General features: G+C 40.0%; 15 protein-coding genes and 1 pseudogene. 8 read left to right on the forward strand and 8 right to left on the reverse strand.

Features of this window, described 5'->3' with window-relative positions; genetic code table 11:
• Positions 1-15: 15 nt before the first annotated feature.
• Positions 16-573 carry a hypothetical protein gene (locus C7Y70_RS01490; protein WP_135473130.1) on the reverse strand — a complete coding sequence of 186 codons (558 nt, stop codon included), beginning with the start codon at positions 571-573 and terminating at the stop codon, positions 16-18.
• A 348-nt stretch (positions 574-921) separates the two neighbouring features.
• Entirely contained in the window at positions 922-2,442 is a 1,521-nt protein-coding gene (locus tag C7Y70_RS01495; RefSeq protein ID WP_135473131.1) for a carboxypeptidase, read from the reverse strand.
• A 267-nt stretch (positions 2,443-2,709) separates the two neighbouring features.
• Between C7Y70_RS01495 and C7Y70_RS01500 the strand changes: the two genes are divergently transcribed.
• The 5 genes and pseudogenes from C7Y70_RS01500 (at position 2,710) to mrcB (ending at position 8,778) form a co-directional block, all read left to right on the forward strand.
• Entirely contained in the window at positions 2,710-3,945 is a 1,236-nt protein-coding gene (locus C7Y70_RS01500) for a response regulator (protein ID WP_099295069.1), read from the forward strand.
• A 173-nt stretch (positions 3,946-4,118) separates the two neighbouring features.
• The gene (locus C7Y70_RS01505) at positions 4,119-4,457 is read left to right on the forward strand and encodes a P-II family nitrogen regulator (protein ID WP_058560161.1); all 339 of its coding nucleotides are present in this window, start codon (positions 4,119-4,121) and stop codon (positions 4,455-4,457) included.
• A gap of 11 nt (positions 4,458-4,468) precedes the next feature.
• A complete protein-coding gene (locus tag C7Y70_RS01510) occupies positions 4,469-5,698 on the forward strand; it encodes an ammonium transporter (protein ID WP_099294901.1) in 1,230 nt (409 codons plus the stop codon).
• 175 nt (positions 5,699-5,873) lie between these two features.
• Positions 5,874-6,035: pseudogene (locus C7Y70_RS01515) on the forward strand (YqaE/Pmp3 family membrane protein).
• A 394-nt stretch (positions 6,036-6,429) separates the two neighbouring features.
• Positions 6,430-8,778, forward strand: coding sequence for a penicillin-binding protein 1B (mrcB, locus tag C7Y70_RS01520; protein WP_135473132.1), 2,349 nt, complete (start codon positions 6,430-6,432; stop codon positions 8,776-8,778).
• A gap of 3 nt (positions 8,779-8,781) precedes the next feature.
• Here mrcB and C7Y70_RS01525 read toward each other — a convergent pair whose 3' ends face one another.
• The 6 genes from C7Y70_RS01525 to C7Y70_RS01550 all read right to left on the reverse strand — a co-directional run bounded on the left by C7Y70_RS01525 (position 8,782) and on the right by C7Y70_RS01550 (position 17,322).
• Positions 8,782-10,623, reverse strand: a complete 1,842-nt coding sequence (locus C7Y70_RS01525) for a methyl-accepting chemotaxis protein (protein ID WP_135473133.1) — start codon at positions 10,621-10,623, stop codon at positions 8,782-8,784.
• Positions 10,624-10,755: 132 nt separating this feature from the next.
• Entirely contained in the window at positions 10,756-12,036 is a 1,281-nt protein-coding gene (gene hemL / locus C7Y70_RS01530) for a glutamate-1-semialdehyde 2,1-aminomutase (RefSeq protein ID WP_135473134.1), read from the reverse strand.
• Positions 12,037-12,084: 48 nt separating this feature from the next.
• Positions 12,085-13,101, reverse strand: coding sequence for an aspartate carbamoyltransferase (locus C7Y70_RS01535; RefSeq protein WP_099294896.1), 1,017 nt, complete (start codon positions 13,099-13,101; stop codon positions 12,085-12,087).
• An 83-nt stretch (positions 13,102-13,184) separates the two neighbouring features.
• Positions 13,185-13,619 carry a CopD family protein gene (locus C7Y70_RS01540; RefSeq protein ID WP_135473135.1) on the reverse strand — a complete coding sequence of 145 codons (435 nt, stop codon included), beginning with the start codon at positions 13,617-13,619 and terminating at the stop codon, positions 13,185-13,187.
• Positions 13,620-13,637: 18 nt separating this feature from the next.
• A complete protein-coding gene (locus tag C7Y70_RS01545; RefSeq protein WP_099294894.1) occupies positions 13,638-15,320 on the reverse strand; it encodes a chloride channel protein in 1,683 nt (560 codons plus the stop codon).
• A gap of 121 nt (positions 15,321-15,441) precedes the next feature.
• A complete protein-coding gene (locus C7Y70_RS01550; RefSeq protein WP_135473136.1) occupies positions 15,442-17,322 on the reverse strand; it encodes a methyl-accepting chemotaxis protein in 1,881 nt (626 codons plus the stop codon).
• Positions 17,323-17,420: 98 nt separating this feature from the next.
• Between C7Y70_RS01550 and C7Y70_RS01555 the strand changes: the two genes are divergently transcribed.
• From C7Y70_RS01555 to erpA, 3 genes are all read left to right on the forward strand, one after another.
• Positions 17,421-18,638, forward strand: a complete 1,218-nt coding sequence (locus C7Y70_RS01555; RefSeq protein ID WP_135473137.1) for a porin — start codon at positions 17,421-17,423, stop codon at positions 18,636-18,638.
• Positions 18,616-19,431, forward strand: a complete 816-nt coding sequence (locus C7Y70_RS01560) for a transporter substrate-binding domain-containing protein (protein ID WP_167850780.1) — start codon at positions 18,616-18,618, stop codon at positions 19,429-19,431. Before C7Y70_RS01555 ends, C7Y70_RS01560 begins: the two co-directional genes overlap by 23 nt.
• 91 nt (positions 19,432-19,522) lie before the next feature.
• Complete coding sequence (gene erpA, locus C7Y70_RS01565; protein ID WP_099294890.1) at positions 19,523-19,861, forward strand: iron-sulfur cluster insertion protein ErpA; 339 nt, start codon at positions 19,523-19,525, stop codon at positions 19,859-19,861.
• The last annotated feature ends 226 nt before the right edge of the window (positions 19,862-20,087 follow it).

Genomic DNA, 20,087 nt, shown 5'->3' on the forward strand with positions numbered 1-20,087 from the left:
CTTTCAAATTATGTTTTACGAGTCTAAAAAGGCAAATAAATCAGGGAAAGCGAATGATAGCCCAAGTACAATGAGCAATAATATGACCATCGCAATGAGTGAATAAAGAAGTGCGTTGTTATGTTTTTTTATTGGTGTATTGAGCTCTTCATCCAGTAATAAGTCATCATTTTGCCAATCCCCCTCATCGGCCACCGAAGGCTGTTCGTCTACAGCAGGGAGTCGTTGCTCTAAATCATCGAGCTTTTCTTCAATTCGAATCAAGCTACTGGTGATGTAATCAAGTGCGTTGAAAATGCGTTCATCGCGTTGCAAAGCTGCATCATCGCTAATATTTGCAGAAGTGCCTGTATTAATAGGTTGTAACTTGCTTTTAATACCGAAACTTGCCAATAGTTTAGCTTGTTTTAGTGCTTTATCTTTTGAGCACGCAGCGAATAAAGGTTTATTTTCAAAAAATGCAGCGACCTTATTTGGTGACGCATTGAGCTTAGTCGCCAGTTTAGTTTGTGCGTCGCTAGATTGAGTATCGTTTGCTAATCCTGCAAACATAACGCGATAGTTTTCTGACATCTTTGTTTTCCAAAAATGTTGAATCAATAAGTTGAGTATATACCCAAATCACCTCAGAATACGAGTGTCGTTGGAATTAAAAGCGCGTTAGGTAAGGCACTGATAGCAAGTAATGGTGAAAATCGATAACGCAGTATAAATCGCTTTTAAACCAACCCTTTGGGCGTTTCACAGTGGCTTGCTCTCTGTGTTGTTACTTTTTATAAGGGATTGCCATTATTGCAAAGTAACACTTTGATATTAAGCCCCTGTGATACGCTGAGTTCTGCATTTGAGGTGGTTTGGGTATAAAAAGAACAGCCCGTTTAAACGGGCTGGACAGGACAAATATAGTCTAAATATCAGCTATTAATATTTAGCAGCTTCGCCTTCTTTGGGTAATGCATTGATTATAAACTCGCGTAAATCATTATTAGAGCTCTCTAAATCAGCATGGCGAAGATACATCATATGACCACTGCGGTAGCCTTTAAAACTTAAGCGGTCACGCATTTTACTGCTAGGGTCAAGTTGCCACATTGTATACTTTGCATCAAAGTAATTTGTTGCACCGTCATAATAACCCGCTTGTACTAATACATTGAGGTAAGGATTTTGTGCCATGGCCAAGCGTAAGTTTTCACCTGTTTTGTTATTGCTGCGATCCCAAGGGTGTACGTTACCGAATAAGTTATATTTTACGTCGGTTTTATATTTTAGCTCATGACGTAAATAGTGGTTTATTGCTGGGGTGAATGAATGTAGCCATGAGGTGAGTTCAGCCCAGTAATCTGGAGATTCGCCAGCATCACGTTTGTCTATGCCTAAATAACGAGAGTCTAAACGGCCCAATGTTTGACCGCGATCGCGTAATAACTCTTTCCAAAAGAAGTTAGTTGGAATGTCTAAGTTATTTTGTGCAACAAATTTTTCAGACACACCAGCGTAAAGTGCCATTTGCTTAATGATAGCGCGTTTTTCTTCATCGCCAATAAAACCGCCTTTTGCAATCGCAGGGATCAACTTGTTAATTGTAAACGCTTCGACCTCAGGAAGTAACTCATCTAAATCTTTTGCTTGTAACTCAGGGCTTAATGCTTTGTGATACCACGCGGTTGCTGCAAAGTATGGTAGGCGATTCGCTGCCTTTACAGGACCATCGCGCTTGATACCGATATCAGTAGGGGATACAAGCACAACACCGTTAATATACATCCATTGGCGATTTTGTAATTCATGAGCAAGCCCTGATACACGCGTTGTACCGTAGCTTTCGCCAATTAAAAATTTAGGTGAACGCCAGCGCTCATGTCTGTTTACAAAGGTGTTGAGCCACTCGGCAAGGTATTTAATATCTGCATTGACACCAAAGAACATTTTTTTCTGTGCGTCTTTACTTGGTAGCTCGCCTTTTTCGTTTTCTAAAACACGTGAATAACCCGTATTCACTGGATTTACATAAACAATATCGGCCACATCAAGCACTGAGTAAGGGTTATCTTTTACGCCGTATGGCTGAATTGGGTAACCTTCATCATCAATCTTTAATACACGCGGGCCAGTATAAGCTAGGTGCATCCATACTGACGCTGAACCTGGTCCGCCATTGAATGAAATGAGCAGTGGGCGCTTTGTTCTATCGTCAACTTTGTCGCGCTCATAATAAGTATATTGCAATGTGGCGACTGCATCGCCATTGTCATTCCATACAGGTTGGGTGCCAGTGGTTGCGGTGTAAGAAAAGCGTTCACCGTTAATGCGTGCTTTGTGCTCAGTGACAACTGTACTGTCAACGTCAATACGACGCTGATTTTCAGTTGCAAAGCTTGCGTACGAGACGCTAAGGGTTAGCGCTGCGACTGAAAGGCTGATAATACTTATTAGTTTCATAATGGATCCTTTTTTTATATTTCAGCTATTAAAGGTAATTTTAGATTAAATAACAAAGTTAATGAGACTAGGTGCTGATATTAGTCGGTAAGAGGTAGAAGTTAAGCTTAGTTAATTTTTATCTGTGTATGCTTTTTACCTAATTTAGTGGGATTGGATTTTGATTCGTGAAGTAATCGAGTATATTACCCGCCTAAATTATATTTGAGCTTTAGCTTTAATGCGCACATTGAGCAACCCCCCTGTTAATGGGTAATTGAGATGTTTATGCAAAGAGTTTTAATTGTCGAAGATAGTAAGGTAGTGCAACAAGTACTGCGACACCTAACCGCGCATTACTTGAATGTTGCTGTTGACTTTGCATGGACGTTTGCAGAGGCTCGGGAGTGTGTGAGTATTCATGATTATACCCTTGCTTTAGTTGACTTAACGTTACCCGATGCCCCAGATGGCGAAGTGGTAAAATATACGCTCGAAAAAAATGTACCAACGGTGGTACTCACATCTAAAATTGATGAATACAAGCGTCAGCAAATGCTTGAGTTAGGTGTAGTTGATTACGTTATAAAAGATAATCGTGACTCCTACCATTACGCTGTTAAGCTTGTAGCTCAGCTATTAAGAAACCAAGGATGCAAAGCGCTTGTTGCGGATGACTCCATGCTAAGTCGCTCTTTAATGAAGCAAATGCTTGAAAGGCAACTATTTAGCGTTCAAGACGCCAATGACGGTGAACACGCGTTAAAAATTTTGAAAGCGGATCCTGAAATAAAATTATTGCTGACCGATTACGCAATGCCAACAATGGATGGCTTTGAGTTAGTAAAAGCGGTGCGCAACTTTAGAGGCAGAGATGATTTGGCGATTATTGGTTTATCTGGCGCGGGTAAACACGGGCTCTCAGCACGCTTTATAAAATATGGCGCAAATGATTTTTTAACGAAACCATTTATGAATGAAGAGTTTCACTGTCGTGTATTACAGACAATGGAACAATTAGCACTAATTGCAGATATAAAAGAAAGTGCGTATCGAGATGACTTAACAGGTTTGTACAATCGACGTTATTTTTATCAGTTTGCAGAAAAATTATTAAAAGAGACGTCGCGTAAGAATTGCTTAGCTTTATTAGACATCGACTTTTTCAAAGTGATTAATGATAAGTTTGGGCATGAAGCTGGCGATCAGGCACTTAAACAAATTTCCTCTTTGTTACGAAGCTCATTTAAAGACTTTACAGTGTCACGTGTGGGCGGTGAAGAGTTTGCAGTTGTGTTAACTGATATTAATATAGATCAAGCTTATGCCTTGATGGATGCGTTTAGAGCGCGTATTGCTGCTTACGACTTTGTTATCAATGGTCAATCTTTTACTATTACGGTAAGTGTAGGCCTGACACATTTTAATAATGTGACGTTAACAAGCGCGATGCGTCTAGCGGACAAGGCGCTGTATCAAGCAAAAGATCAAAAACGAGATTGTGTGATACAACACAGTGAGTAATTTGCACCAGTGAAGTAAAAATGTAAATAAAACGCACCTTAATGGTGCGTTTTTTGTTTCTTTTATTTAACTATTATCATTAAGTTATTGTTTTTAATTGCTTTAAAATAGTGGCACAAAGGTTGGATTATCTAGGCTAACAGGATAACAATAAGCGTCCGAAGGGGGCCACTATGAAAATGATTAGTGCAATAATAAAGCCATTCAAACTTGATGATGTGCGTGAAGCGCTGGCTGATTTAGGCATTGAAGGGATGACAGTTGTTGACGTCAAAGGTTTTGGTCGTCAGCGTGGACATACAGAGCTATACCGCGGTGCAGAATACCAAGTTGATTTTATTCCAAAGATAAAGCTCGAAATTGCTACTCGTACAGAAAATTGTGAACGTGTTGTTGAAACCATCACAAAAATTGCCTCAACAGGCAAAATTGGTGACGGTAAAATTTTCGTTTATGACTTAGACCAGATTGTTCGTATTCGTACGGGCGAGTTTGATGAAGAAGCAATTTAAGGGGACGCATGATGGAAAACACGATAGTAGAATTAAAGTTTTCATTAGATACATTTTATTTTTTAATCTCAGGTATTTTAGTTATGTGGATGGCAGCAGGTTTTGCCATGCTGGAAGCTGGCTTAGTTCGCTCAAAAAATACCACTGAAATCTTAACTAAAAACGTTGCGCTATACGCGATAGCTTGTACGATGTTTTTGCTCGTTGGCTACAACATCATGTATGTAGACAATGCCGAGGGTGGCTTAGTACCTTCAATAGGCGCTTTGATTGGTACCCAAGCTGCAGATGCTGATCACTCATTAGAGTCCGACTTCTTCTTCCAAGTTGTATTTGTTGCAACCGCAATGTCGATTGTGTCAGGTGCTGTTGCCGAACGCATGAAATTATGGGCGTTCCTTGCATTTGCAATCGTGCTAACTGGTTTTATCTACCCAATCGAAGGATATTGGACATGGGGCGGTGGTTTCTTGTCTGAAATGGGCTTTGTTGATTTTGCCGGCTCTGCAATTGTGCATGGCACAGGGGCTGCCGCTGCGCTTGCTGGTGTATTAATGCTAGGCGCTCGTAAAGGTAAATACGGTAAAAACGGTGAGATTTACCCAATTCCAGGCTCTAACTTACCACTTGCTACACTCGGTACATTTATTTTATGGATGGGGTGGTTTGGCTTCAACGGTGGCTCACAGCTTCTAATCTCTGATGCTGAAAATGCAACTGCGGTAGGTCAAATTTTACTAAATACTAACGCTGCTGCGGCAACGGGCGCTATTGCAGCATTGTTTGTATGTAAAGTGTTGTGGGGTAAAGCAGATTTAACCATGGTACTTAATGGTGCGCTTGCCGGCTTAGTTGTTATAACTGCTGACCCACTTTCACCATCACCAGTGATGGCCTGTGTATTGGGTATTTTAGGTGGTTCGTTGGTTGTGTTTAGTATTGTAGCTTTAGACAAAGTTAAGATTGATGACCCTGTAGGTGCAATATCAGTACACGGTGTGTGTGGTATCTTGGGTATTATTTTAGTGCCAGTATCAAACGCTGATGCCAGCTTTGTTAATCAGCTAATTGGTTTGGTATGTATATTAGGCTTTGTATTTGTTGCTTCATTAGCTGTCTGGGTTGTGCTGAAAAAGACTATGGGTATCCGTGTTACCGAAGAAGAAGAGTTAAACGGTATGGATCAACACGATTGTGGCATAGATGCTTACCCTGAGTTTGTATCAGTACGAGGTAACTAATACCTCTAAATTGTAAAAGTTCATTGTGTGTTCGAACAAAACCCTAGCATCTGCTAGGGTTTTTTTTGTAATTAGCATTCAATTTGAAGGCCAATAAAATCAGAAGTATCAGATAGGAATAATAAGTAATTGAGGCTATGCTTTAATGGCTAAATACAAACAATAAAGGATATTTATGGATAACAAGTTAATTCTTATAATTTTATAACTATTTTTACCACCGGTAGCGGTACTTCTAAAAGCGGGTGTTGGTAAACATTTATTAATCAATATTTTATTGTGCTTTGTTTTGTTTATACCGGCGGTTATTCACTCGATTTGGTTATGTACTCGCTAAAATTGACTGACAGTACAAGGAAAGAAAATGTGAGTGTAGCGACTTTCAGTTTCAGTTAATTTTACAGGTGTTAGCGTGTACACCCAAACTACTTAAAGATGCTAATTTAGGTTGGAATTAAAAGTGATTTAGGCAGGGCGTTGATTGCAAGTTATAGTGATTCTATTATTAAAAATTAACAACGCAGTATAAATTACTTTTTCCAACTCTTAGGCGTTTCACAGGCATTCATTTTCATCGATGTTACTTTTAAAAAAATTGCCATTGTTGCAAAGTAACGCCTTGATATTAAGCCTTTTTGGAGCAGGAATTCTGCATTTTGAGGTGGCTTGGGTATATGGCGATATGCTAAGCTCGCACCTGTAAATTAACTTCCGGAAGTAATAGCAACGTAATGGCTGATAAAAAAGAACCTCGCACACCTAAAACTCCGGCAAAACGCTCTGCCAAAAAGACAGCGAGTAAGGCTGCAAACACTACCAAAAAGACACCCAAAAAAGACTCATCTAAAACGCCCAAAAAACGCAGTTTTACACGTAAGTTAGTGTCTGTGCTTTGGAAGCTTACCCTTGCAGGTATCATTGCAATGGCGCTTTACTTAATCTATTTGGATGCAAAAATAACACGCCAGTTCGAAGGCAATAAATGGCAGCTTCCTGCTCAAGTTTATGCACGTGCTATGAGCTTTTATCCTGGGCAATTTTTGTCAGCTCAAGAAGTGATTTGGGAACTTGATAGGTTAAATTACTCATCAATTAATAAGTTAAGCCGCACAGGACAATACATAAAAGCGGGCGATAGTATTAAAATTTATCGTCGAGAGTTTGAGTTTTTTGATGGCCTTGAAGATTCACAAGTAATTGAACTACGATTTGCTGGGCAGAAGTTGGCGACAATCAAAGACAAATTTGGTCGACGTTTGAATAGTGCGCGTTTAGAGCCAGTACAAATTGCCCGAATTGGTAATGATTCGAAACAAGATCGCGAGTTCGTCCCTCTTGATAAATTTCCACGCATGCTTAAAGACACTTTACTGGTTGTAGAAGATCAAAAGTTTTATGAACACCATGGCGTATCTATTTTATCAATTATGCGTGCATTATACAGCAACATTAAAGCTGGTCGCACGGTTCAGGGCGGCAGTACGCTAACTCAGCAGCTAGCAAAGAATATTTACTTAACCCGTGACCGCACACTTATTCGTAAGTTTAATGAAGCACTTATCGCGTTGATCCTGGATTATCGTTATTCTAAAGATCAAATCTTAGAAGCGTATTTGAATGAAGTATATCTTGGCCAGTCTTACAACCAAGGGGTACATGGTATGGGCTTGGCTTCTGAGTTTTATTTTTCAAAACCCGTTGATGAGCTTGAGTACGATCAAATAGCCTTACTGGTGGCTATGGTTAAAGGACCTTCTTATTATAATCCGCGAAGGTACAGCGAGCGTACGATGGAGCGCCGTGATCTTGTTTTGCGTTTGATGGTGGATAACAAGTTAATTAACACGCGAGAGTATCGTGCTGCACTAAAACGACCCATCGATATTGCACCGATGAAAGACAGCTTACCTAAGTCTTATCCCGGTTATTTAGAACTAGTCGATCGAGAACTAAAGCAGCTGCTTCCTGATCAAAATGTACTCGATGCGGGCGTAAGGGTGTTCACCTATTTTGATTTACAAAAACAGGCCGCGATGGAAAATTCCATTATAAAAAGCCTGCCTTACCTTGAAAAACGCGCAACTACAGAGCAGTTAGAAGCGGCGATGATTTCAGTAAACGTTGAAAAAGGCGGTATTTCTGCATTAGTGGCTGGACGTGATCCGCGCTTTTTAGGGTTTAACCGCGTGTTAGATACCAAACGTAATATTGGCTCTTTAGTGAAGCCTGCAGTTTACTTAACGGCGCTTGAGTCTCCTAATTATAACCTTGCAACTCTACTTGACGATTCACCTGTGCAGGTGACTAATGAGCAAGGCAATGTGTGGCAACCAGAAAACTTTGACCGTCAATTTCGCGGCATGATGCCAATGCACAAAGCGTTTAGTAAAAGTATTAATATTCCTGCGGTCAATCTAGGTTTAGATGTTGGCGTTGACAATGTTGCAGGTACGCTAGAAAAGCTTGGTGCCAAAGGGCATATAGATCAGTATCCTTCATTGTTATTAGGAGCCGTTGAAATGTCGAGCCTCGAAGTTGCACAGCTTTATACAACACTTGCTGCAGATGGTGAATATAGAGAGCTTACATCAATTTCAGCATTAACCGATTCAGTCGGCAAAGTACTTTATCAACACCAAGTTATTTCTGAGCCTCGATTTGATAAAGCGTCTGTATACATGACTAAGTATGCCATGAAGCGAGTGACTAAAGATGGTACAGCTAAGCGTTTAAATGCACACTTCCCATCAATTCAGTTAGCAGGTAAAACAGGCACCAGCAACGATTTGCGCGATAGTTGGTTTGCAGGCTTTGATCAAAGCACTGTTACTGTTGCATGGCTAGGCCGTGATGATAATAAGAGCACTGGCTTAACTGGAAGTGTCGGGGCACTTGAGACATATATTCGTTATTTGAAACCACTAAATCCAGAATCAATAGCTGATACGCGCCCGCCGTCTATTAGATGGGCATTTGTTAATGAACAAACTGGCTTACAAGCACCGCCAGGCTGTGGCAAGGTTATTCAGCTACCACTTAGAGCGAGTGAGTTTGAACCAAGGCCACGCTGTCGGCAGTAAACTTTAAACTTTAAACTGATTCATTGCTGTTGTAAGCAACTCTGATAATTGATTTAGTTTTCTTGCGTCATCAAAGCCTGATTGTGCCGATGTTTGTGTTTGCACCGCAAGAGTACTAATTTGTTCAGCATCATTGAGTGCATGTGCAGTCGCTTGTGACTGTTCTTGCACTTTTTGCGCAATAAGTTCTCCTTGCTGCTGGATTTCTAGCATGCTGTGCTGCGCGTTTTGTAGTACCGTGTTTGTGTTGTTTGCTGACCCCACACACTCTGCCATTTTCTTTACACTGCGCTGCATTTTTTGTTGTGTATCGTCAGACGCTTTCTGAAGAGAGCTAATAATTTGGTGTATCTCTTGTGTTTGTAACTGCGTTCTTGATGCGAGTGTACGCACTTCATCCGCAACAACCGCAAATCCCCTTCCTTGTTCTCCCGCTCGGGCAGCTTCAATTGCGGCATTCAGTGCAAGCAAGTTAGTTTGATCGGCAATATCACTAATTCCTTTGCTGACGTTACCAATATTTTGACTATCGATTGCTAATCGGTCTAAAGCGTTTTGGTTTTCTTTAAATTCAACTTGTAAGTCTTCCATGTACTTAGCGAGTGTCATGGTGTTGTTTGAGCTTTCTTTTACATGGTCTGCTGCGCTTTGCGCAATGTGCATTGCCTGAGCTGCTGAACCTTCAATAGCCTGCGCACTTTGCGACATATCTTCGAGTACAGTGTGAATGGTACTAACACGGTTTTGTTGCTCACTTACATCCAGACTGGTTTTATGGCTTGTTTGTTGTAAAGATTGAGTTGCTTGACTTAGGTCAACAGTGGTTGTTTTAACATCTGCCAGTAATTGGGTAAATGCGTTAAGTAGCGCATTATAACGTGCAGTGATAATACTCATTTCATCACTCCCAATTGTTGCTAAACTCGCGTTTAAATCACCATTAGCAGCTTGCTTAGCTGCATTAGCAAAACGTGTCACTCCATCAACAACGGCAAAATAAAAACCGACCAATAGATATGCAGCACTTAACAAGCTCAATAATGACGCTACTAAAACAATGTTTCTGATCATACGTTGTTCTTGCAGCTTATCCGTAACAAGCTGTTCAAGTGTTGGGACACTTTGTGTAATCAACTTTTCTAAGTCGCGTTGAACCGCATTATAATAGTGGGTAAAGTCGGTTTTAGAGATAGATAAGCTATCAGGCTCGAGCATTTCTTTATCTATGGTATTTTTAAAATTAGTCACACTGTTTTGTAGTTGTGTTAGTAAAGGCGTAAGCTTTTCGTCTACTAAGGTATCTGCGCTCGTCGCGACAATTAAAGTTTTTTGTATGTGCGCTTGGTATTGTGGGAGTGATTTCGTGACATTTGATAACGCAATAAATGTAGCAGGAGAAAATGCGTTATCATCGAGTACTTTATTAGCACTCTCATTGGCTAAATTTATTTGTTTGATCAAAGCTGGGATCGGTGACACTAATACTCTATTTAAGTATGCACTGGGTAGATGATTATCAATGGCGAGTTGAGATTGAATGGATACCAATTCAAGGGCATCAAGGTTTTGGCTATCATCCACAGCATAGCCATAACTTCTGGCAAGCGCTGCATTATTGCTGGTGTTGCCCGAAATGTGGTTATCAAGTAAAAGGCGATAAGTTTGCAAGCCTTGACGTTTCATCGTAGAAACTTGGATGCTTTCGGTTAAAAGTGTGAGTAAGAAAAAGAGGCTCAGTGCTAATGGCACTAAAAGAATCCCAAACACTAAACTGATTTTAGTTTTGTACTTCAAATTTACCATCAAGTTGATAGCAGGGGCGGTTAATTGTCGTAGTCCTGTCATGGGGTCGCTTATTTGGCAAAATTGAATTCATTAGTAAACAAGACCGATAGACTCAACCTTTTCATTCACAAAAATTAAGCAAAAAAACGAAAAAAGCCCTTACGGGCTTTTTTTTATAGCAAAACAGGTGGATTAAAGTTTTGCAAATGCGCGTTCTGCAGCGGCGATAGTATCGGCAATTTCTTGCTCTGAGTGTTCAGAACAAACAAAACCTGCTTCAAACGCTGAAGGGGCTAAATATACACCTTCTTCAAGCATTAAGTGGAAGAACTTTTTAAAACGTTCTAAGTCACATTGCGTTGCTTGTTGGTAAGTCGTTACTTTCTCTTGTTCAGTGAAGAAAAAACCATACATACCACCGGCATAATTAGTGGTCAGTGGAATGCCGGCCTTTTTAGCAGCCGCTTCAAAGCCTTCACAAATCGCTTTGCTTTTTGCTTCAAGTGCGTCGTGAAGACCGTCAACATCAAGTAGTTCAAGTGCTTTTAAGCCTGCAGCCATCGCAATTGGGTTACCAGAAAGCGTACCTGCTTGATATACAGGCCCTACAGGTGCAATGTAATCCATGATTTCATTTTTACCACCAAACGCGCCTACAGGCATGCCACCGCCAATCACTTTGCCTAAACACGTTAAGTCTGGCTTGATGTTGTAATACGCCTGTGCACCACCAAGGGCGACACGAAAACCCGTCATGACTTCATCAAAGATAAGTACTGATTTGTACTCGTCACACACTGCGCGTAGGCCTTCTAAAAAGCCTTCTACAGGAGGGATGCAGTTCATATTACCTGCTACGGGCTCTACGATAACACAAGCAATTTCGTCAGCGTATTTTTCAAAAATAGCCTTAACTTCGTCTAAGTTATTAAACGATACAGTTAAAGTATGTTTAGCGAAGTCCTCAGGAATACCTGGTGAGTTTGGTACACCCATTGTTAACGCGCCAGAGCCTGCTTTAACCAATAATGAGTCAGCATGACCGTGGTAGCAGCCTTCAAATTTAAGTATTTTGTCACGACCAGTGTAACCGCGTGCTAAACGAATCGCGCTCATGGTTGCTTCTGTGCCTGAGCTTACCATGCGTACTTTTTCAATTGATGGTACTAACTGTTTTACTTTTTCTGCCATGAAAATTTCGGTTTCGGTTGGCGCACCGTAGCTTAAACCATTTTCAACAGCGTCAAGTACCGCTTGCTTGATAGCAGGGTGGTTGTGACCCAAAATCATTGGTCCCCATGAACCAACGTAGTCAATATAACGGTTACCATCAGCGTCAAAAGTAAACGGGCCTTGCGCTTTGGTAATGAATAAAGGCGTACCGCCTACGCCATTAAAGGCACGAACTGGAGAGTTAACGCCACCCGGGATTGATGCTTGGGCGCGGGCAAATAAATCTTGGCTAATTGTCATGAATATTCCTATTGAGTTTTCATGGTTTATTTTGAAATAAAGTATTGCTTAACTGTTACGTTTACGGCTAAACCAAGGTACTTCAACTTCATACTTTTCAACTTTGTCTGCAACATCTAATGTTAATGCAAATAACGCCATGCGAATTAGCACGCCATTTTGCACTTGACGGAAAATAGCAAGGTTATCGTTACTATTTAAATCGTTATCGAGCTCATTTGCTTCTAAGCGGCTATCACGCGGTAACGGATGCATTAACACTGAGCTTGGTTTACAGTGTGCATTGTAAATTGATTGACTTATGCGGAAACCTCCGCGGTATTTATTGGCTTCTTCTTGCGATGGGAAGCGCTCTTCCTGAATACGTGTTTGATACACGATATCAGCCGCTAGGTTACCTTCCATTTTATCAACAAGTTCAATCTTATGACCTGCATTATCAACAGCGTCTAAGATGTAACTTGGCATTTGTAAACCATCAGGTGCAACCATTGAGAATTTTATATCTTTGTAATGACACAGCAGCTTAGACAGTGAATGAACGGTACGACCGTATTTTAAATCACCAACAAGCGCTATATGCATCCCATCTATACCTTGTTCAAAGCGATTTAGTTCACGCTCAATCGTTAATAGATCAAGTAACGCTTGCGTTGGGTGCTCGTTAGGACCATCTCCACCATTGATTACTGGTACAGAGCAGCCAGTTGCAAACTCAGCGACAGACCCAGCATCTGGGTGACGCATAGCGACTGCATCGGCGTAGGCCGAAATAACACGAGCAGTGTCATAAAGTGACTCTCCTTTTGCAAGGGCTGAGCTTTGCATGCCTGTGGTTTCACGAACGAGTCCACCTAACAAATTAAAAGCAGTACCAAAACTTACTCGTGTACGCGTGCTTGGTTCAAAGAATAGGTTTGCTAAGATGGCGCCTTCTAATACATTGGTGCGTTTTTGCTTTTTAGCATACGGTTCCATTTTTTTGGCTACTGCAAAAATACGTTCAATACAGTCTCTATTGAGCTGATTCACAGAAAGAATATTTTCGCCTTGGAAACTTAACATTGGGTTATTCCTATTACATTGAAATGGGGCGCAATCAACCATGAATCATGGGCACGCAATCGCGCGATATTATAACAAATTTTTTATAAACTGGGCTTAGTTACCGCTAAAAATACAATAACAAGTAGCAACAGTACTGGCAGCTCATTGAAAATACGATAAAAACGATCAGTGCGTTTATTTCTATCGTGTTTAAAGTCAGCCAATAACTTAAAACAGTAGGCGTGGTATGCGTATAAAATAATCACTAGTACTAATTTGTAATGTAACCACATGCTGTATTTAAACCAATCGCGGCCATATTCTACAATCATTAGTACGCCAAAAATAGTGGTTAAAAACGCAAAGGGTGTTACAAAAAAGAGTAGGCGACGCTCCATAATTTTCAGCATTGAACTGCAAGACTTTTCTTCGGTCATTGCGTGGTAAACAAATAAACGAGGTAAGTAAAATATGCCCGCAAACCAGGCTATCATAAAAAATACATGTAAAGCTTTATAGACAAGTAAGGCACTCATAGTGATCTCTTTAACTGATTATAATAGGGTATTTCGTATCGTTAGAATGTGACGGATTTTATCCCACCGCATTATTCCCATAATTTGTTGGTTATCCATCAGATTATAAATATAGACAGCGCCGGAACGTTTATCTTTTAGAAGGTCAAACGCATCAGCTAATGTTGCTTGGCTGCTTAGCCCCTGAAGACTGATATAGTTGATAGAAATATTTTGGTCCGACATTAAGCTCAAATCATATTCGGCTAATCTATATCCGTTTTCAGCATCATGCACAATCAATGGCGTTTGGCTATCAAGGGCATCTAAGCTCGTTTTAATTTGTTCTTTATCATCACTGTAAAGCAGCTTAAATTGTTCGTCCATTTCATCCATCACCCCTACTTTTTGTAGGGCCTCTGTCGCTGGTGATATTTGATATTCAAGTCCTTGGAAATCTAACTGCTGCATGAAAATAGACCTGTTTCCAAATACTTGCAGAGCAGTTACGTAGGCGGTTGAAATTACCAACATAGCAGGCACGATTATTTCAGGACTCGATGTGAGCTCCATTACCGTGGTTAATGCCGCAAGAGGTGCGTGTAACGTGGCTGCTAGTAATCCTGCCATTCCTAATACGCTGTAGGTGCCGGCAATATCCACTCCTGGGCTAATAAACTGCGCAAAAAACGCCATAAGCGTGCCCATTAAAACACCAAGCCCAATGACTGGGCCAATAATTCCACCAGGAATACCTAGGCCAATAGCAAATAAAGTTGCTAGAAGCTTTGCGATTAAAATGGTGGTTAAAAATTGCAGGTCATCTGGAGACTCTATTGCTAGTGTAATTGCGCTCATACCTGAGCCCATCGCATGAGGAACTAAATAAGCAATCAACCCCGCAATAAGGCCGGCGAGTAATAGTCGCGGGAACATACTCAAAGGTTTAAAGGTACGAATAATCAACATTAAATTTTGATTAAAAGCAAATGCAACCGCACCAAGTGCCATGCCAAATACGATGAGGAATGGATAGTGCCAGCCAGAAAGGGGAGTAATAGTAATAAGTGCTAATTCTGACGCATTACCAAAGACAAATTGTGTTGCCAGAGCGCCTGTCACTGCTGCGAGCATTATTGGTACAAAAATATGTACTTTATATTCCCTTAACACCACTTCCATAACAAATATTACGGCGGCTAAAGGGGTGTTAAATGAGGCAGCAATGCCGGCAGCAACGCCGCAGCCGCTTAGTGTACGCATTGAGTTATGAGGCAAGTGCAATCTGTCAGCGAGTAAACTTGCACCCGTTGCCCCTAAATGAACAGAAGGGCCTTCCCGGCCAACAGAGAAGCCACTGATCAGCGCTAAAGCTCCCCCGACAAATTGATTCACGGTGTTATACAAAGGCATTTGGCCGTAATGTTTTTTTATCCGATGTATAACAAAAGGAATGCCTAAACGATAATGTTTAAAACCAGTAAGTGCTGCAAATGATGCGATTATTAATGCCGCTCCTATTGGAAGCATTACACGTTCTAGAGTTGGCAGTGTGGTGAAGTCATCAGGCGTACTCAGAAATAAACTCTGGAAAAACATGATGGTGAGGCGAAAGAAGATTATTAAAATTGCGGCAATTAGCCCTGCGCACACGCCGAGCAAGCATAGTTGAACAGATGTCTTAGGCTTTGCTAGTTGACGCCTCAGCGTTTCGAGCCACATGCATATTTCCTCACAGCACTTTTAAGCCGCAAGTTTACCAAAAGTGAAACCGTAAGTCCTTTTGATTTTGAAGTATCTAGAGATATTCAATCATTTAAGTGTGGTTTAGAGCGTGACTTAATTAAACAATAAATTTATTAAGTAAGCTTTGTTGACCATTAACATTTTCGGCTAAGTTTGTGTTGGTTTCATATTGCTCTTTTGCAAACTCATCTACTTGGACGCTAATATCTTTAATATAAATTGTGTTTTTATTTATCTCTTCTATTACAGTGCTTTGTTCTTCTATCGCAGCGGCAATTTGAAAGTTTCTGTCCATAATGTCTTTTACGGACATTGAAATCATGTTCAGTGATTGATTTGCGACTTCTGTTTGCTCAACGCATTGAGACGCTTTTTGTTTGCTTTGCTCCATAGCTTGTTGAACTTTAGATGAGAATAATTGTATTTGTTCAATCATCGATTTAATTTCAGTAGTTGAACTTTGTGTACGTGATGCCAATGTTCTTACTTCGTCTGCGACGACAGCAAACCCTCGGCCTTGCTCACCCGCTCTGGCTGCTTCAATCGCTGCATTGAGTGCTAGTAAGTTAGTTTGTTCTGCAACATTATTAATAACAGACAGTATCTGTTCAATACTATTACTGTGTTCTGCAAGTTGGTTACTGAGCTCCTGAGAGTTAGATATTGAATCAGATAAGCTTGCTATATCCGATGCGGTTTTCTCAAAAAGAGCTTTGCTTGAGGTGGTTGATTTATTGACTGATGTTACAGAAGAGGCTGCCTCTTGGGCGCTTGACGCTATTTCTGTCGAAGTTGTACTCATTTGATGCATCGCAGTGGCTAGACTATCAATTAATTGATACTGTTTATTAAGTGAGCGGCTGGATTCTGTTGACAAAGATTTTGCTGCACTACTTTGCTCTTCAACGTTGTTTGCTTTCCCTATTACACCCGTAACTAACGACTGTAATGATGATAAAAACTGATTAAAACTATTTGCAACAACACCACATTCGTCTTCTGAGGAGATTGTTAATCGTTGTGTTAAATCCCCACCACCAGAGGCGATTACATTGATTGCTTGCTCAAGCTCATCCAAGGGCTTTAATAATAATTTAGCAAGCTTTCTTAGGATAAAGACACAGCAGGTGATACTAAAAATCGCTATCAGTAATGTGCGTGTCGTAAAAGCAGTTAATGACTCATACACTTTATCTTTTTCAAGTAGCATCGCAATAGACCAATCGACTCCTGCTTCATTATCTAACGGGTAAAAATACAACAACTTTTCTTTGCCATCATGATCTATATGCAGAATGTTTTTTGTATTAGCTGGGGAGGAACTGTATACAGTTTGGGTTTGTTTATTATTTAAATCTGAGGATGGGTGAGTGATTATTTTACCTTCGCCATCGACTAAAAATGCCAACCCATTTCCATTAAAATTGATTGTGTTTACGCTGTTCGCTATTGCATCTAAGCTCAAGTCACCGCCAATGACGCCTTGGAAACCATTTTCAGTGTTGATGGCACTCACAACTGATAAGAGAAGCTCATTTGTTGCAGCATCAACGTACGGGGCCGTAAATAGAGTATTGTTACTATTCTTTGCTAATTTAAACCAAGGTCTTTGTCTGAAGTCAATGCCTGGAGGGTTAACTCTATTTTTATCATTAGATCGCAGCGTTTTTTCATCATTCAACGTACCAAACATTAGAGAAAAATCAGTTGTTAGTGCTTTATTTTCTAAACTTGATTGAAAATTTTGTTTCGAAAAATCTGATTCAAGCTGATTTTTTAAAATGTTTATTTGTGCCGACCTGCTAATGAGCCAATTACTGATACTGTTTGATAGCAATGAGGCGTTATCTTGAACATAGGCAGTTGTAGACTTGCGAAGAGTCTGTTGTACGAGTAGGTATGTGGTTGTTGCTATTAATGATATTACGATAAATACCACGATGCCTGAGGCGATGGAAAATTTAGTTCTGATTTTCATAAGGTTCCACTTTTAAAGAGTGCTTGGATGAACATTTTAGCTATCTAGATATAAATATAGTCTACACTTAATGAAAGTTTAAATAGTAAGGTATGTTTATGCGAGTTAAGCTCATTTGCTTGTTGTTTACAGCCGCTAATGTTTTTTCAGTCTACGGACAAGAGGTGAGCGAGGAACAAGAGCTCAACAATTTGAAATCTGAACTTAGTCAAATAAAAGCACAATTAGCTCTCCTTGAGCCATTAATGTTGCAATTTGAAGCAATCAATCGGCGAATCAAGGTACTCGAACAGCAGCAAAATAATCACGCAAAAATGGCTTCTAGTTCCGCATCACCTCCACGTGAAACACCCCTTCCCAAGTCAGAAGAACAGCAATTAAGTCACCAAACACGCGGTTTAGAAAGAGAAGCAAAAATATATGCAACATTAAGACCCACACTCGGTTATATCGACGAAAATAACGAATCGCAATGGGATGTAAGGGATGCACTTTCACATGCCGGTTTTAAATCAACGGTAGAGTTTAATGATAATTGGCAAGGGATTTTACATGGCGAGTGGGGAATTGATTTATCTAATAATGGAGATTTTGGTAAAGCTCGGCAAGTCTACGTTGCTTTAGATAGTCCTTATGGAACGGTTGGTATAGGCAAACAGCGTCCTGCGCAATATTTGTTTATTGCTGAGTACGTTGATATTTTTAATCATAGTAATAGCCCATTTGCTTATGACCCAGAGAGCCTCTTTTTTGTTGATAACCTGCTTAGCTACCAGATCAGTAAAGGTCATTTTACGTGGATGTTAGTCAGTCAGTTTGATGGTGCCGAAGGAGACAATAATAGCGATCTTATTAACGGTGGTGTTAGTTTTGATAAAGACAACCTTCACATTGCGATAACTTATACAAAAATAAGTGAATATGAAGGAGAAAGGGAGCTTGACGATAATGAAATACTAGGGGGCTCATTTGCTTACACGTTTGATAGTGGGTTGTACTTTGCTTTAGGTTATCAAGATAAAAAATATAGCCGCGATTTGATTCATGATAAACAGGGCCATACATTTGATATGTCCATGGCTTACCCTTTTGGGAAGTATTACAAAGTAAAGGCCGGTTATTTTGACTTTGATGATGGGCATTCAGCGAATAAAACTCATAAGTTTCATGGTGCCAATCTTACCTTCGAGTGGTTACCTGTTGAAAATCTTCGATTGCATGTTGAGTTTTTGCATAGGGACTTTGAATATTTAGCGGACTTTAACTCTTTATCAATAGGGTTTAGGTATGACTATGCAGAAGTTTGGCGTTATTAATGGAGTAGGTATGTGTTTATCAAAATATGTATTATTTTTGATGATGCTATCTACACTCACCTTCCCAGTCAAAAGCCAAACTAGCAACGTTGTAACCATATTGGCAGATGATGACTACCCTCCTTATAGCTATGTGGAAAATGGTGTATTAAAGGGGATTTATATTGAGTTGTTGAGGCGTGCAATTACACCGTTGCAACGAGAGTATTTTGTTGAAATTGTTCCAATGCCATGGAAAAGGGCCCTTTTGAGCGTTAAACAAGGAAATGTAGTCGGGATCATTCCCCCTTATCGTCATTCTGAAAAACGCCCATTTATCTCATCATACTCTATAGCATTAGGCACAGAGCATGTGGTTACTTATTGTCGTCAGAATATAGATTTAGAAAGTGCCTTAGCACTAAAGCTGCCGTCGGAAAAACGTTTGCACTTGGGGATGAACGCTGGTTATTTACTGTTAAATCAGCGCTATAAAAAGGCGATTCGATCAGGCTATATAAAATTGTGGGAAAATAAAAGTACTGAGGCTAATGTTATAAAGTTACTAACAGATAAGTTAGATTGCTATGTTAATGATAGAAATGCCACGCTTTATGAGCTTGATAATATAAAAAGGAGTAATCCGGAGTTGAGTCATATTCTTGTTGAAGAAAAAGATGAAATTAGTCAACAAACAGCTCATATTGGATTCAGCCAAGGGGTTGATAAAGAGTTTATTTTTAAAATGAATGACGCGTTATTAGGTGTTATGCATGAGCTTGATGTCAAAAAAAGTGAGCTACTTAAGCCATAATAATCTAGAGACTAATAAGCTCAGGCTATACTTGATTAAAACACTCGGGTATTAGATAATCGCTTCTATTAGAGGAATTGAGGGGTTTGGTATGTCAGAAGAATTACCGATTAAATTTAGTGACGCTGCGGCAATCCGTGTTAAGCAATTAATTGATGAAGAAGAGAATCCGGAACTTAAACTGCGTGTTTATGTTACAGGCGGTGGTTGTTCTGGTTTCCAATATGGCTTTACTTTTGACGAGAAAGCGAACCCAGGCGACTTAGAAATAGTGAAAAACGGGGTTACATTAGTTGTTGATCCAATGAGTATTCAGTATTTAGTTGACGGTGAAGTTGATTATACAGAAGGGTTGGAAGGTGCAAGGTTTTTTGTTTCTAATCCAAATGCAACGACCACCTGTGGCTGTGGCGCTAGTTTTAGCGTATAACCTACTAAATATACTAAGCCGCTATTCAGCGGCTTTTTTACTTTAAGCTTATTTTTAGCTTTGCTGAGTGTAATTTACCTTCATTCTTACTTCCTTCCATTTTTAGCAATTTTTCATTGATTTTAAAGTGCTATCACACTCCTTTGATCACTAAATAACACACAATTTTAACTAACCTGAACTCTGGTTAAGAGATGTACTAATATATTGATATTAAATCACAAAT

Origin of the sequence: Pseudoalteromonas sp. KS88 (genome assembly GCF_004766475.1) — a bacterium.
Taxonomy (GTDB): domain Bacteria; phylum Pseudomonadota; class Gammaproteobacteria; order Enterobacterales; family Alteromonadaceae; genus Pseudoalteromonas.

Bases quoted from the DNA above. Each gene is read 5' to 3' on its own strand.
- C7Y70_RS01490 (WP_135473130.1), bottom strand. From the start codon at position 573: ATGTCAGAAAACTATCGCGTTATGTTTGCAGGATTAGCAAACGATACT.
- C7Y70_RS01495 (WP_135473131.1), bottom strand. From the start codon at position 2,442: ATGAAACTAATAAGTATTATCAGCCTTTCAGTCGCAGCGCTAACCCTT.
- C7Y70_RS01500 (WP_099295069.1), top strand. From the start codon at position 2,710: ATGCAAAGAGTTTTAATTGTCGAAGATAGTAAGGTAGTGCAACAAGTA.
- C7Y70_RS01505 (WP_058560161.1), top strand. From the start codon at position 4,119: ATGAAAATGATTAGTGCAATAATAAAGCCATTCAAACTTGATGATGTG.
- C7Y70_RS01510 (WP_099294901.1), top strand. From the start codon at position 4,469: ATGGAAAACACGATAGTAGAATTAAAGTTTTCATTAGATACATTTTAT.
- mrcB (WP_135473132.1), top strand. From the start codon at position 6,430: ATGGCTGATAAAAAAGAACCTCGCACACCTAAAACTCCGGCAAAACGC.
- C7Y70_RS01525 (WP_135473133.1), bottom strand. From the start codon at position 10,623: ATGACAGGACTACGACAATTAACCGCCCCTGCTATCAACTTGATGGTA.
- hemL (WP_135473134.1), bottom strand. From the start codon at position 12,036: ATGACAATTAGCCAAGATTTATTTGCCCGCGCCCAAGCATCAATCCCG.
- C7Y70_RS01535 (WP_099294896.1), bottom strand. From the start codon at position 13,101: ATGTTAAGTTTCCAAGGCGAAAATATTCTTTCTGTGAATCAGCTCAAT.
- C7Y70_RS01540 (WP_135473135.1), bottom strand. From the start codon at position 13,619: ATGAGTGCCTTACTTGTCTATAAAGCTTTACATGTATTTTTTATGATA.
- C7Y70_RS01545 (WP_099294894.1), bottom strand. From the start codon at position 15,320: ATGTGGCTCGAAACGCTGAGGCGTCAACTAGCAAAGCCTAAGACATCT.
- C7Y70_RS01550 (WP_135473136.1), bottom strand. From the start codon at position 17,322: ATGAAAATCAGAACTAAATTTTCCATCGCCTCAGGCATCGTGGTATTT.
- C7Y70_RS01555 (WP_135473137.1), top strand. From the start codon at position 17,421: ATGCGAGTTAAGCTCATTTGCTTGTTGTTTACAGCCGCTAATGTTTTT.
- C7Y70_RS01560 (WP_167850780.1), top strand. From the start codon at position 18,616: ATGCAGAAGTTTGGCGTTATTAATGGAGTAGGTATGTGTTTATCAAAA.
- erpA (WP_099294890.1), top strand. From the start codon at position 19,523: ATGTCAGAAGAATTACCGATTAAATTTAGTGACGCTGCGGCAATCCGT.